The sequence below is a fragment of the Affinundibacterium baiyunense genome, from assembly GCF_018139645.1.
Classification (GTDB): Bacteria; Pseudomonadota; Gammaproteobacteria; order Burkholderiales; family Burkholderiaceae_D; genus Undibacterium; species Undibacterium baiyunense.
Map to the genome: position 1 here is coordinate 19,066 of NZ_JAGSPM010000010.1, position 14,199 is coordinate 33,264.

Consider the following 14,199-nt stretch of genomic DNA (forward strand, 5'->3'; position numbering starts at 1 on the left):
ACTCGATTCTAAAATTTTAAAAACCTACCAAGCCAACGGCGATCCGTCATAATTCAAAAACTGCCCATTCTGCGTACGACTACTTTTCGTAATCACTTCGCGCATGCCAGCGACACTAACATCAACGCTCATCTCTGCACCTGCGCCGCCCATGTCGGTTTGCACCCAACCTGGATGAAACGCGATGCACGTGGCTTTTTGCGTGCTGAGCGATGCATCTTTCAAGACCGAATTCAAGGCTGCTTTGCTGGCGCGATACAACCATGCCACATTGTTTTCGCGCAGAGCGATGGAACCCATGCGTGAAGACAAGACGGCTAACTTGCCACTCGCGTTTTCGACCATGGGCAAAACTAAAGGCAGTATGCGCATCGCGGCTAACACATTGGTGTGCATGACTTGATCAAACTCTTCTTGCTGCGGCGATTGCAAACCATTGGTTCTGCTGCCAAATACACCTGCATTCAAAATTGCGACGTCGATCTTCTCATCGTCTAAGCGCCATGCAAGACCTGCACAGTCGTTTAAATTATTCACATCAAGAGGCATAGCTTCACAACCATGCGCGGTCAAATCCGCCAGATCTTCGGGCTTACGCGCGGTGGCGATCACGCGCCAACCTGCAGCTTTGTATTGGCGCGCAAATTCACGACCGATACCGCGTGAGGCTCCGATGATTAAGGCTGTTGGCATTGCTTGTACTCCGATTTTCCTACTTACTCATTTAAAACTCCCTTCTCCCGCAGGCGGGAGAAGGGTCGGGGATGAGGGTGTTTCAGTCACATGCACATTTTCTTAAAACCGATATTTTGTACACTTATGATTTGACTCACTAATCAGCTTTGCTGAATCGGAACCGCTCTCACCCTCTCCCGCTTGCGGGAGAGGGAACGTAAAACCGTTACACCAACTCAATTGCCATCGCTGTCGCTTCACCACCACCGATACACAAAGAAGCCACGCCGCGTTTGCCGCCACGTGCTTTTAATGCACCGATCAGTGTCACGATAATACGAGCACCGGATGCGCCGATTGGGTGACCGAGTGCGCAAGCACCGCCGTGGACGTTGATCTTGTCGTGTGGGATGTTCAAGTCATGCATCGCTGCCATTGGTACTGCGGCGAAGGCTTCATTGACTTCAAACAGATCGACATCAGCTGTAGTCCAACCTACTTTTTTGTAGAGTTTTTCGATGGAACCCACTGGTGCAGTCGTGAACCAGCCTGGTTCTTGTGCATGGGTGGCATGACCTAAGATTCTAGCGATCGGTGTTAAACCCAATTCTTTCGCTTTGGATTCACGCATCAAGACCAAGGCTGCTGCGCCATCGTTAATGGAAGACGAAGATGCTGCAGTGATGGTGCCGTCTTTTTTGAAGGCTGGCTTCAAGTTTGGAATCTTGTCGAGCTTAGCTTTCAATGGGCCTTCATCTTTATCGATCACAACATCACCACCACGACCAGACACGGTCACTGGCGCGATTTCCCAGGCGAACGCACCACTGTTTGCTGCCGCTTGGGCACGCGTCACAGAAGCAATCGCAAAGGCGTCTTGTGCTTCACGGGTGAAGCCATATTTGCTGGAGCAATCTTCTGCAAAAGTCCCCATAGAGCGGCCTTTGTCATAAGCATCTTCCAAACCGTCGAGCATCATGTGATCCATGATCGTGCCGTGACCGATACGATAGCCGCCACGTGCTTTAGGAATGATGTAAGGTGCATTCGTCATCGACTCCATACCGCCAGAGATCATGACTTCATTGCTGCCTGCCAAAATCGAATCATAAGCCATCATGGTCGCCTTCATCGCGGAACCGCACATCTTCGACAAAGTCACAGCACCGGTCGAATACGGCAAGCCCGCCGCCAACAAAGCTTGACGTGCTGGCGCCTGACCTTGACCTGCCATCAAGCAGTTACCGAACAATACTTCCTCGATCAACTCTGGCTTCACGCCAGCGCGCTCAACCGCCGCCTTGATAGCCACCGCACCCAATTGACTCGCTGTCAAAGAAGCGAAATCACTTTGAAAAGCGCCCATAGGTGTACGTGCTGCGCCGACGATTACGATAGGATCATTCATGGTTTTCTCCAATTAAAGTTCATTGTTTTTTAGAACCCCTCAACACCGAGACGCTGAGAGGTTTACATCATTCACATATTCATAAATCTGATTTCTTGCGGGTACGGGAACACATCGTCCACCTTACCCTTCACAATTCGATCTTTACGTTCTTGCCAATACTGTGCTGTCAGCAAGTCCGCATGGTGCTTCATAAAATACCGTTTGACCTTGGCATTGCCGAGCAAGAAAGTACCGAACTGTTCTGGGAACACATCGTTCTTCGCAATCGGATACCAAGGCTCTGCCGCCATTTCATCTTCTTCATTGCGTGGCTGTGGAATGTTCCTAAAGTTACAGTCGACGATGGTTTCGATCTCGTCGTAGTCGTAGAACACAACGCGTTTATGACGCGTCACGCCAAAGTTCTTGTACAGCATATCGCCGGGGAAAATATTCGCGCCGACCAATTCTTTGATCGCGTTGCCGTACTCAACAATCGCATGTTCCATTGCTGCGTCGTCGCCTTTTTGTTCTGCCTCAGTCAGCCAAATATTAAGAGGTGTCATACGGCGTTCAATGTACAAATGTTTGATAATCACCTCATCATCATTCACTTCTAAAATCGAAGGCGCATAGCGACGAATTTCTGCCAACAAGTCTTCGGAAAAACGTGCGCGCGGAAATGCCACATCGGAATACTCTAAGGTATCAGCCAAGCGCCCTACGCGGTCATGATTTTTAACCAGCTGGTACTTCTCTTTAATCAAGGCCTTCGAAGTTTCTTTCGGCGGCGGGAAGCTATCTTTAATGAGCTTGAAAACGTAAGGGAACGATGGCAACGCAAACACCAACATCACGAGACCGCGAATACCAGGCGCAGCTTCAATCATGTCTGAGGAATACTTGAGGTGATGCAGAAAGTCGCGATAAAACAAATTCTTGCCATGCTTTTGCAAACCCAACATCGTGTAAATCTCGCTGCGCGGCTTGCGTGGCAAGATACTGCGAATAAACTGGACGTAGGCCGATGGCACATCCATATCGACCATGAAGTAAGCGCGCGTGAACGAAAACAAGACAGTGATATGGATGTTTTCGAACAAGATCGTGTCGAGAATTAATTCCCTATTTTTATTGTGAATGATGGGAATCACAAACGGCATTTCCTGATTGCCGTTGATACTTTTGCCGATGATGTAGGCGGCCTTGTTACGGAAAAATAAGCTGGCTAAAACTTGTAGCTGATGATTCGGTTCGAAACGCGCATCACCAAATTGCTCCAACAAGCGCGCCTCAACTTTCGCGATGTCCGCATCAAGGTGCGCAAATGGTGTTTGTAGTTGAAAATTAGTGACGATACGTTTTAAGCTAAAGCTCAGACCATCGGCTGCTGGATAATAAACGCGGTAGGTCGCGGGCGTATCTTCGCGCTCGATATAGTCAGTTGCTGTCGCTGGTCGAACGAAAATGAAGTCGTTATGAAAGTAAGTGCGATGGAGAAGCTTGGTGCAGACCGTATTAAAGAATGTCTCTGCTAACTCAGGTCGCAAGTGATCGATCAGCAAACCCATGTAATGCAGCTTGACTTCGCGCCACACTTCATCGGTCAAATCGTCACTATCGTACTCATCTTCCAGAATCTGTACACATTCTTTGGCGCGCTTATCGTAGTAAGCAATCCGCTCACGCGCATCTTCTTGCGCGGCTTTCCAATCGCCGCGTTCAAAACGCTGCTTCGCCATTTGCGTAGTCGCACGGAACAAGCGGTAATGCTTATCAAAACCGTCGAGTATGGTCCTTGCAATGTCGAATGCAATTTGCGAAGACAACAATTTAGGAAAGGCGATTTGGGGCATCAGCGTCAACCGTTTCAAAACCTCTCAACACAAACTCGCAAGGAACCGAGTTCAAGGATTTTCAGAATTGCGTACTACGAACCAATGACCGTTGAGAAATTCGATTATGGGGAGGCAGTTCAAGGCGTCGCCCGCAGCAATATGTCAATATTGCGAGGACCGGCAACGCTGAAATGCCCCCCAGAATCGGATTTATCAATGCGTCATTACAGAGTTTCGGCGAAAAGCTCACGTCCTATTAACATACGGCGAATCTCGCTGGTACCAGCACCAATCTCATACAACTTTGCATCACGCCACAAGCGACCCACTGGGTATTCGTTGATGTAGCCGTTACCACCCAAAGTTTGAATCGCCTCGCCTGCCATCCAAGTTGCTTTTTCAGCGGAGTACAAAATCGCGCCGGCTGCGTCTTTACGCAAAGCGCGTGTGGCTTCTGGTGTTTTTGCGCGTACGCATGCTTCGCCAACCGCATAGACGTATGCTTTGCAGGCCATCATGGTCGAATACATATCGGCGATTTTGCCTTGCATCAGTTGGAATTCGCCGATCGCTTGGCCGAATTGTTTGCGTTCGTGAATGTAAGGAACCACCACATCCATACACGCTTGCATGATGCCTAATGGGCCGCCCGACAACACAGCGCGCTCAAAATCCAAGCCAGACATCAAAACATTGACGCCTTTGCCAACGCCACCGAGTACGTTTTCCACTGGCACTTCGCAATCTTGGAATACCAATTCGCCAGTGTGCGAACCGCGCATGCCGAGTTTGTCGAGTTTTTGCGCAATGCTGAAACCTTTGTAGCCTTTTTCGATGATGAAGGCTGTCATGCCACGTGGGCCGGCTTCCAAATCAGTCTTCGCATACACGACTAAAGTGTCTGCATCTGGACCATTAGTGATCCACATTTTGTTGCCGTTCAAGACGTAGCGATCGCCTTTCAAATCGGCGCGCAATTTCATGCTGACGACGTCGGAACCCGCGTTTGGCTCGGACATCGCCAAACCGCCGACGTGTTCACCAGAAATCAGTTTCGGCAAGTATTTCGCTTTTTGTTCTGCATTGCCGTTGCGATTAATTTGATTCACGCACAAATTAGAATGCGCACCGTAGGACAAACCAACAGAGGCGGAAGCGCGAGAAATTTCTTCCATAGCGATGATGTGCGCGAGGTAACCCATATTCGCGCCGCCGTATTCTTCGGAAACCGTCATACCCAGCAAACCCATTTCGCCCATGGCTTTCCATAGGTGCATAGGGAATTGGTCTGTTTTGTCCATTTCGGCTGCGAGCGGTGCGATTTCAGCCGCTGCAAATTGTTGAACTGCTTCGCGCAAAGCGGCGATGTCTTCGCCGTGATCAAACGTTAAACCTGGTAAGTGCAACATAGTGTCCCCAATCTAGGTAGTAATGATATGACTTCAAGCTGCGGTGACTCGCTCACTCTACTAACTGTCCGTAGAAGCTAAGCTTGAGATTATATGCCCGCCTGAATGTCGAAAAATTTGGCAAAACAAATTAAAAGTTCATTTTGCGTCAGTCAAAAATGATACTTGCAATTGACGTTAACGTAAACGTCAATTGCAAGTATTTAGTCCTTGTTTTTGTAGATATTTACGAATATTCAGGAGTTATTTTTTGCTTTATTAACAATTTCCAATAAACGCTGGCTTTCTTCTTCGTGCGCGGTGATTTCCCCGAGCATCACTTCGATGTCTTCACGTTGTTGCTCCAAAGAAGCACGATGCTTGGCCAAAACCTCTAAGAAACTCTTTAGCTGAACTTCGGTATCTTTGGGCGAGTCATACATCGTCACCAGATGCTTGATTTCCGAAAGGCTTAATCCCAAACGCTTGCCACGCAAGGTTAACTTCAGGTGTGTGCGCTCACGTGCCGAGTACACACGATTGCGTCCGCTGGGGCCTTCGCGGCTAGGACTGATCAAGCCCTGATCTTCGTAAAAGCGAATTGCGCGAGGTGTAATATCAAACTCTTTTGCTAATTCGGTAATTGTATAAGTTGCCATTGCTAAATATTTTTTATTAAAACAAACAATAAAGTTATCTTAAAAACACCCAAAAAATCTCGGTGAATGCTCGCAAATAGCGAGATAAGCCCAACATCAATTGTGTTTTGAATTTAGAATCTTACCTGAAACGCAGTTAACGTAAACGTCAATTTAATGTATTGGCCTTCAACCCTGCAGCGAACACCTGTTGCATCACATACACAAAGCTATGAATCTCTTAGAACAAGAATTGCACTACCCCCTCGCTAACCAGATACCCGAAGCGGGACAAGCGATAGAAATTGCCCCGGGAATTTTGTGGATAAGAATGGGATTGCCGTTCGCCCTGAATCACATCAATGTGTGGTTGATCGAAGATCACCATCAAACCGACCAAGGCAAAATCCACGGTTGGACGATCGTCGATTGCGGCATCAATAGCGACACAACGCGGGATGCCTGGGAAGTTTTGTTTGCCTCTCATCTCAAAGGTTTACCAGTTGTACGCGTGATCGCCACCCACTGCCATCCCGATCATGTTGGCAGTGCTGATTGGTTGTGTACCTTGTGGAATGCGCCGCTTTACATGAGCACAGGCGAATACGCATTTGCGCGCATGATGTCAGCAGGTCTGCCCGGCGTAGATGGTTCGGCGATGTTTCCGCATTTCCGCAAACACGGCTTAGTCACTGCCGAAATGCAAGAAAAAATTCAAGAACGTAAAACCTACTACACGCGCTTAGTACCGACCGTGCCAACTTCTTACCACCGTCTACAAGATGGACAAGAACTAATAATTGGTGAACATGCGTGGCGCATCATCACAGGTTTTGGCCATTCACCTGAGCATGTTTCGCTATATTGCGCAGATTTAAATTGCCTGATTTCTGGCGATATGGTGTTGCCGCGTATTTCTACCAATGTCTCAGTATTTGCCGCGGAGCCAGAAGCGAATCCGGTAAAACAATACCTCGACTCCTTAACAAAATATACCGATTTGCCAGATGATGCGTTGGTATTGCCTTCTCATGGCAAGCCCTTTACTGGCATTCATACGCGTATCCAGCAATTACGCGATCATCATGCGGAGCGCTTGCAAGAAGTGTTAGATGCCTGCGTGACACCTTTATCAGCCCACGACATCGTGCCCATCATGTTTAAGCGTGCGCTCGATGCACATCAACTGACCTTTGCTCTTGGCGAAGCTTTAGCGCATTGCCATTATTTGTGGTTGGAAGGCAAATTGACTCGCCAGCTGGATAGCGATGAAGTGTATCGCTTTGTTCGGTCTGCCAATATTTAATCAAGCATTTCACATGAACACCGTCCCCTTCTCGGTTTATTTAAAACTGATCTGTGTTGCCTTATTTTGGGGTGGCACTTTTATTGCAGGTCGCATAGTCTCGACTGAAATCCCACACATGATCGCGGCGGCTGGTCGCTTTTTAGTGGCTTGCGTATTTTTACTGTTGTTGGCTTGGCGAGTTGAAGGTGGCTTGCCGAAATTAAGCAGACAACAAAAACATGCGACCTTTGGCCTTGGTGCCACCGGCATTTTTCTCTACAACATTTGCTTTCTAGCGGCTTTAGAGCGCATGCCCGCTGGACGTAGTGCTTTGTTCGTGTCCCTAAGTCCCATCGTGACGGCACTAGCGATGTCAATCTTGTTTCGGGAGCGTTTGGGCTTCACAAAGTGGCTAGGAATTGCTATTGCGTTTGTAGGTGCGGCGGTTGTCATTACACGAGGTGATCTGATGAGTGTCGCCCATGATGTTTCTCATTCTATGGGTAGCGGCGAACTATTTATGTTAGCCGCAGTGGGCTCGTGGACCGCTTACACCATACTAGGAAAACATGCACTCAAAGGGCTATCGCCAATCGCAGCGACTACCTACGCCTCTTTGTGGGGCTTACTTTTACTGAGCATGGGTGCGGTGAATCAATTACCGATGTTAGATACCGCCAAATTAACTTGGCAAGTACTCAGCGCTATCGTATTTCTCGGTATCTTTGGTACCGTGATTGGTTTTGTTTGGTACTACGAAGGTGTGAAAACAATCGGTCCAGCACGCACTGCGGTTTTCAATAATCTGGTACCGGTATTTGGCGTCAGTCTGAGCGCCCTGTTATTGAATGAATCAATTCTGATTTCGATGATTGTAGGCGGTGTATTAACGATAGCCGGCGTGTCCTTAACCAACAGGACGTCGCACTAAAACGTCTGCGATCTAAACAAACAAATAAACACCCAAGGTAACAAGCATTGCAACAACTAGCAACGAAGGTAGCAAAGATGGTCGCAAATAAGATTGCAGCGACTTAGTGCGAAATCGTATCGGCAATTTAGTCGATGCACTTCGTTGAATTTCTGCCTGCACCTTTGCTGCACGCAGCACTTGTAGCCGAAGCTCCTCTTGCGTACTTAAACTATACTTTGCGGAATATTTTGCACTTGCTTCTCGTGATGCATCTAACACAGGTGGCAGGATTCGATAATGGGACATAGAACGAATTCAAAAGGTCAGAGATGCGCCATTTGAACACGAAGCCCGCAGCAAGTTGCAGATCCAATTTAGCTATCTAAAAAGTACGATATATCGCTACGACAAGTAGCATTTTTTGCTACCTCATCGCGCGATACGACTATCCTCCGATTACGACACCTGCTTGCGTGACTTAAAGTTTCGCACGCAGCCAATTCCAGCAAATTAATGCAGCGGCGGCACTTGCTAGCAAATGCTTTATCGTATGACCGCTAACAAAACCGATGAGATGCAAAATCTCGGCATCTAAGATTTCGGTCGCTTTTGCACACACATACAAACACACAGCACATAAAAAAACCCATCGCGTCCTGCGAGCCGTTGGATAAAGATGCTGCCATACAGGAATCAACAAAATTGCCAAGATCTGCAATCCCAGAAATGGCCGCAAATCGCCAGTGTACTGCCACCACAACACAGAAAACAAAGCAAACAACAACATAAAGAGTACATGCGCGATTGCAAAAATCGGTGGACGAATTTGTTGCGTCTCTATCCGCACCGCTGCCATCAAACTGGCGCAAGCCAATGCAATCGGTAGACGATCCCAAAATAGACGACCATCATCGGGAGCCCAATGATAATAAGCAGAGCCAAAGCAAGTCATCAGAATCGACAACAAAAATATTAGATAGGCGAAGTCCTTCACTTGCCAACGATGAGTATGCGTCTTTGAATTTGCCGAAGTTTGAATTGCATGTTGTACCTGCCGATTTGATTTTCGAAAGAGTACGTAGGTAGCGAATAGTCCCACTAGTCCCGTCAATCCAAATGACATATTACTCAGTACATCCATCGTATTGGGAATCGCAAAATACCGCCGTGTATCAGCAAATTGATGGTAATCCTCGTATTGCAAAATCACACCATGCATCAGCATGACCAAAACACATATCGTCACTAAAATCATTGGTAATATTCGCCACTGCTTATTCATCGCGCACCTATACTCAGAAATGTTTAGAAGGAATAAAGATGCGCAGCATCGCAAGAACTGATCAAAATTCAAAACATCAATGACAAAGTGTAGTAATCACGAAAGATTCGTCGCAAAACACGCTACTCTCAACGGATCGTGGTTCAACATATTCAAGCGAGATACATCATGGTAAAGTAAGCCCCATTCAAGTTCGACACATTCCATCACAGGGTGATTACAGCAATGAGGAATGCAGCGGTAAATATGGCCAGTTTTTAGATGATCTGATTACCAGCATTCTTCAGTATCTAATCGAAAAAACACCAACGCGATCCCAACTACGACTACGACCACGACTCCGACTCAACACGCTATGACTGAAATTAAACAATTACTCAACACGATTAAGTATCAATTGAAGCAACAGGCAAAAACCTACCGTGATGTTGCCGAAGCTTTACAACTATCTGAAGCGAGTATCAAGCGCATGTTTAGTGAAAGTAGTGAGGCGCCAATCACACTCGATAGGATTGTCGAAATCAGTCACTTTTTGGGATTTAGTTTGGCTGAGTTAACGCAGGAGGCAAGCCTCAGTCACGAGAAATTAAGCACCTTAAGCACGGCACAAGAAACTGAACTCGTATCTGATAGCGTATTGCTGATGGTGGCTGTGTGCGCAGTCAATCATTGGAGCATGGCAGATATTCTTGCCACTTACCGCTTATCAGAAACCGAATGTCTGCGGCATTTACTCAAACTCGATCAATTGAAGTTGATTAGTTTGCTGCCTGGTAATCGGATTCGCTTAAATATCAGCCGCGATTTTGATTGGATACCAGGTGGGCCGATTCGTGATTATTTCCGGCAACAAGGCATGCCAGATTTTCTCAACTCACGTTTTCATCATGAGATGGAGAATTTCACCTTCACGCATGGAATGTTGACCGAGGCAGCGGCGAGTAAATTTCAAACCGAATTACGTCATCTAAAACGCAAGTTTGCAGAATTACATGCGGAAAGTTTGCAATCGCCATTGAAGAAGCGACACGGCATTGGTGTATTGATGGCGATGCGACCATGGGAGCCGATCAGTTTTTCTAAGCTAAGAAAAAATTAATCGCTCCCAATCATTTTTTAGATTTTCATCTTCACGATGCGCGGGCAATGGTCGCTGGAAATGATCTTTTGTCCAGCTTCTTGCACCACCGGTAATTTAATAGAATTAAATCCCTGCGTTTGTTTGGCATGTAATGCCGGACTAAACAAAATATGATCTAAGCCGACAAATCCTTTGCAAGCAGATCCTTCTGCCAATGGGATTTGTACTAGGCTTGGTGCACCGTCCGAAATCTCTTGCCACATCACGCGTGATGTCACTTCTCCGGTTGTGCCCGTGCGATTTGGGCTAGCAGGATCAGAACCATCAAGACGCACTTCTTTGGCAGAAATATTCGCGGCGGCTTCTTCGTCAATACGACGATTAAAGTCGCCTAGCACGATAAACATCGGTGTCTTCGCCGCAACTGTTTCTATCCAGTTTTCTAGTGGCGCGATTTGACGATTTAAAATTTTGCAGGCGGCATCGTTATCGGTTAATTCGCGTGCAGGATATCGATCCGTTTTTACTAAATTTGCGCATGAGGATTTTAAATGTACGTTTAAAAGACTCAGTGGTTTTCCTGCAATCGTTAAATTCAATTCCACACCAGGGCGCAAACGTCGAATCCCTTTTAGATCATCGGCTTTTTCTTTGATAGCTAAAGAGTCTTCGTTTTTGCAAACGACAGGCCTTTTGCTTAAAGATTTTTTCCAAGCAAAACCGACCGTTTGAAATGCATTGTGTTCCGCTACACATGATTCAAAATCAGCCGCATGCTTACCTAAAATATCTTGAATAGCAGCGCGATTGCTAACTTCTTGAAATGCAAAAATCGAGATCTTCTCGTCCACCACCAATTTATCGATAGTCGCAGCCAAACCGCTCACTTTTTGCGCATACCACTCATGCGCGTTTTGCCAATTATTACTGTTAAGACGATAGGCATTACACGGTGCAACTAGCATGCTCTTTTCAGCACCACCAGCAGCCGTTTCAAAATTCGCCTGACATTGCTTGGCGCGCTCAATCTCTTCTGCCGTTGGTGCCTGCGCATCACGCATGGTTCTGGCGCGAGTTTCACACCAATTCACTTGTGGCGCAGAACAAACTTCAAGATGTTTTTTGAAGTCGTCTTTGCTTCCCATCCACGCCAAATTAAACGACGCAATTCCTACTTCAGCAGCAAAAATTGCGGGGGCGCTAAAACTCAGCGCCAAGGCGATGGCTATCTTATTCATTTTTGACATATGAAACTTTCTATATAAGCTACATTCAATATTGCGTCAGTCATAATCAATTGTCACGATTCATCTGCACCGCACGATGCAATCACAAACACTACTTGGATACAAAATACCGCGCCTAGTTCACCGCGATCAATTGAATATCGAACACCAAAGTCGCAGCAGGAGGAATCGGTCCACGACCACGCGGACCATATGCCAGATCAGAAGGGATAATCAAATTGCGATGTCCGCCCACTTTCATTCCAAGCACGCCCTGATCCCAACCTTTAATAACTTGACCATCACCAAGTTGAAAACTAAAAGGCGTACCGCGTGTGACTGAACTATCAAATTGCTGACCGCGTTGTCCCGGCGCCTTTGCGTCATACAACCAACCAGTGTAATGCACGGTCACCTGCTTACCTGACTCAGCAGCAACACCGGTGCCAACAATCAAATCAGTACTCTGCATAGCAGCGACAGAGTTTGCCGGATCAACCACTTCCGATGGGCGATTACATGCGCTTAAACTTAAAACTAGGCTCAGACCTAAGCTCAAACTTAGAATCAAACTCGAAGCGGAGATCTTGGAAATGAAACGAGAAAATTGAAAATACATAACTACCCTGATGATTTTTAATAAGAACTACTACGCGCAGAAACGAGAGCCGCGATTATAGTTGTTTTCTTGGTCTGGAATTCAAACCAATCATGCCAGTAGTATGGCAATCCGACGCATGAGGATTATCCTCGTCGCAGCTTATTAAAAAACATTCAAGTAAGTAGTATTGATTTATATTTGCGCTTTCTTTATCGAGAGCACATTTAATCAAGCTTGAAGAATCTTGAGTGGTTATGAAAGGACCTTAATCGACTTTCTAAGCACACAACTGCGCCAACATTGGTTTCAGGTTGGCGCAATTGCTATATCTTGTTCATCTTAAATTAAATTTGAAACCTGAAGCAAGTGATTAGTCAATGATGTTCGGCTCTAACGAATCCCCGTGTACTGCGCCGAACAAACTTTCCACTCTAACTTTTCTTTACACAGCATATAGCTAGCACGGATAGAAAATTGTCTGACTTGTTCTCCCGCCTGCATTTTGTACCGCAATTTAACGATCATTAATTTGCTGTCACCAATCTCGCGTCCGATCGGTTCTAATACTTCAACTAGAGGTACTTGCTTTTTATTTTCTGGCGCGTAAAAGCCCAACATTTTGGCACGCTCGTCCACTTCGCCCGCTGGCGATACTTCAAGATATTGCGTATGCGTGATCGCCTCTAAAGTTTTTTGATCAAAATTGGCTTGTGCTTGCGCATGTCGCTGTACCAAATTCAGGCTATCGCTTGCAGATCCGTTTGTTGAACCGTTTGCTGATCCATTCACGCCTGGCTTTGGCGCAGTTGTCTGTGCTAATGCCGTTACGGGTACCAAACTGATCAAACATAGCGCTGCAATATAAAAGTGCACTTTCATCATTTGCCTCCTTTCACCTATCTATTGAGTATTGGATATGGAATATTGAAAACTTTGCCAATTTCTAATCGCCAATATTCACACTGTCAAAGTCGGTATTACAACGCAAACTATCAAGCTAGGTGATTGACTTGTGACGAAATCCAATTTTTGATGGATGAACGGCAGTAATAAGATCGCTAATAAGCAGCCCCGCACGATACCAAACACCTTAATCAAGCCAATTTCACGCCGCATCAACACCCAATTGAGCCAGCGGCATCACTGTTTCGACGATTCAACTTGCATTCATGACGCCAACCCGATAAGCTTCGCGCTCTTTTTTCGCTTCGCTTATCCGATTGATAGCGTATGCGCAGCTTCAACCTTGCTTCAACACCATGACCGCTTCTGTTTTAATTGTTACCGACATTTTCGGTAACACCCCCGCCATCGCTAGCTTACAGCGCCATCTCGGATTACCTTGCCTGGTCGTTTCACCATTTGAGGAAGGTTTTTGCGTCGATAATGAACAACGCGCTTATCAGGCATTTTTGGCACAAGGCGGTGTGCAAGCCTATGCGAATAAACTGAAACAGGCATTAATTGGACGAACGGGGATACAACATGTGATCGCCTTTAGCGCCGGAGCTAGTGCTTGGTGGCTGGCGGAAGCAGCGCAGGCAAAACATTTAGAGAGCATTACTTTATTTTATGGTTCGAGAATTCGCGATCATTTAGATATTCAAACAAATGCCAATGTGCACTTTGTTTTTGCGGAACACGAAAACGCTTTTAAGCCTGCTCAACTAGTCAAGCAATTACGCGAACGTGGCTATCATGCCGAAATCGCCATCGGTAGCAAGCATGGCTTTATGAATCCCTACTCGGCGGGTTTCTCGTTAAAAACACAAACCCATTACCTCGGCTTACTCTCGGAGAAATTGGGTACGAGCATTCGCAAAGTCGCTTAGCAATTCAACGACCTTGCTTAATTTTTGCGGAATCGTTGCTTAATTTT

14 protein-coding genes are annotated in these 14,199 nt (G+C 46.5%); 4 read left to right on the plus strand and 10 right to left on the minus strand.

The window, feature by feature from the left end; genetic code table 11:
* Positions 1-24: 24 nt before the first annotated feature.
* From KDM92_RS15055 to KDM92_RS15075, 5 genes are all read right to left on the minus strand, one after another.
* Entirely contained in the window at positions 25-693 is a 669-nt protein-coding gene (locus tag KDM92_RS15055) for an SDR family oxidoreductase (RefSeq protein ID WP_212685266.1), read from the minus strand.
* A 208-nt stretch (positions 694-901) separates the two neighbouring features.
* Positions 902-2,083: an acetyl-CoA C-acetyltransferase gene (locus tag KDM92_RS15060; protein ID WP_212685267.1), complete on the minus strand. Its 1,182-nt coding sequence runs from the start codon at positions 2,081-2,083 to the stop codon at positions 902-904.
* A 71-nt stretch (positions 2,084-2,154) separates the two neighbouring features.
* Positions 2,155-3,921 (minus strand): bifunctional isocitrate dehydrogenase kinase/phosphatase, encoded by a 1,767-nt coding sequence (aceK, locus tag KDM92_RS15065; protein ID WP_212685268.1) that lies wholly within the window; start codon positions 3,919-3,921, stop codon positions 2,155-2,157.
* A gap of 206 nt (positions 3,922-4,127) precedes the next feature.
* Positions 4,128-5,312 carry an isovaleryl-CoA dehydrogenase gene (locus KDM92_RS15070; RefSeq protein ID WP_212685269.1) on the minus strand — a complete coding sequence of 395 codons (1,185 nt, stop codon included), beginning with the start codon at positions 5,310-5,312 and terminating at the stop codon, positions 4,128-4,130.
* Positions 5,313-5,548: 236 nt separating this feature from the next.
* Positions 5,549-5,950, minus strand: a complete 402-nt coding sequence (locus KDM92_RS15075) for a MerR family transcriptional regulator (RefSeq protein ID WP_212685270.1) — start codon at positions 5,948-5,950, stop codon at positions 5,549-5,551.
* Positions 5,951-6,161: 211 nt separating this feature from the next.
* Between KDM92_RS15075 and KDM92_RS15080 the strand changes: the two genes are divergently transcribed.
* Both KDM92_RS15080 and KDM92_RS15085 read left to right on the plus strand, forming a co-directional pair.
* Positions 6,162-7,235 (plus strand): MBL fold metallo-hydrolase, encoded by a 1,074-nt coding sequence (locus KDM92_RS15080; protein ID WP_212685271.1) that lies wholly within the window; start codon positions 6,162-6,164, stop codon positions 7,233-7,235.
* A gap of 13 nt (positions 7,236-7,248) precedes the next feature.
* Positions 7,249-8,148, plus strand: a complete 900-nt coding sequence (locus tag KDM92_RS15085) for a DMT family transporter (RefSeq protein WP_212685272.1) — start codon at positions 7,249-7,251, stop codon at positions 8,146-8,148.
* 12 nt (positions 8,149-8,160) lie between these two features.
* Here the strand turns inward: KDM92_RS15085 and KDM92_RS15090 are convergent, their stop codons facing one another.
* On the minus strand, positions 8,161-8,436 hold the full coding sequence (locus KDM92_RS15090) for a hypothetical protein (protein ID WP_212685273.1): 276 nt from the start codon (positions 8,434-8,436) through the stop codon (positions 8,161-8,163).
* A gap of 172 nt (positions 8,437-8,608) precedes the next feature.
* Positions 8,609-9,412 carry a hypothetical protein gene (locus tag KDM92_RS15095; protein WP_212685274.1) on the minus strand — a complete coding sequence of 268 codons (804 nt, stop codon included), beginning with the start codon at positions 9,410-9,412 and terminating at the stop codon, positions 8,609-8,611.
* A gap of 355 nt (positions 9,413-9,767) precedes the next feature.
* Between KDM92_RS15095 and KDM92_RS15100 the strand changes: the two genes are divergently transcribed.
* On the plus strand, positions 9,768-10,511 hold the full coding sequence (locus KDM92_RS15100) for a helix-turn-helix domain-containing protein (protein ID WP_189345736.1): 744 nt from the start codon (positions 9,768-9,770) through the stop codon (positions 10,509-10,511).
* A 17-nt stretch (positions 10,512-10,528) separates the two neighbouring features.
* Here the strand turns inward: KDM92_RS15100 and KDM92_RS15105 are convergent, their stop codons facing one another.
* The 3 genes from KDM92_RS15105 to KDM92_RS15115 all read right to left on the minus strand — a co-directional run bounded on the left by KDM92_RS15105 (position 10,529) and on the right by KDM92_RS15115 (position 13,199).
* Entirely contained in the window at positions 10,529-11,731 is a 1,203-nt protein-coding gene (locus KDM92_RS15105) for an exonuclease/endonuclease/phosphatase family protein (protein WP_212685275.1), read from the minus strand.
* 124 nt (positions 11,732-11,855) lie between these two features.
* On the minus strand, positions 11,856-12,338 hold the full coding sequence (locus KDM92_RS15110) for an FKBP-type peptidyl-prolyl cis-trans isomerase (protein WP_212685276.1): 483 nt from the start codon (positions 12,336-12,338) through the stop codon (positions 11,856-11,858).
* Positions 12,339-12,710: 372 nt separating this feature from the next.
* Entirely contained in the window at positions 12,711-13,199 is a 489-nt protein-coding gene (locus tag KDM92_RS15115) for a nuclear transport factor 2 family protein (protein WP_212685277.1), read from the minus strand.
* A 380-nt stretch (positions 13,200-13,579) separates the two neighbouring features.
* On the opposite strand from KDM92_RS15115, the gene KDM92_RS15120 reads away from it, so the two are divergent.
* Positions 13,580-14,152 (plus strand): dienelactone hydrolase family protein, encoded by a 573-nt coding sequence (locus KDM92_RS15120; RefSeq protein ID WP_212685278.1) that lies wholly within the window; start codon positions 13,580-13,582, stop codon positions 14,150-14,152.
* The last annotated feature ends 47 nt before the right edge of the window (positions 14,153-14,199 follow it).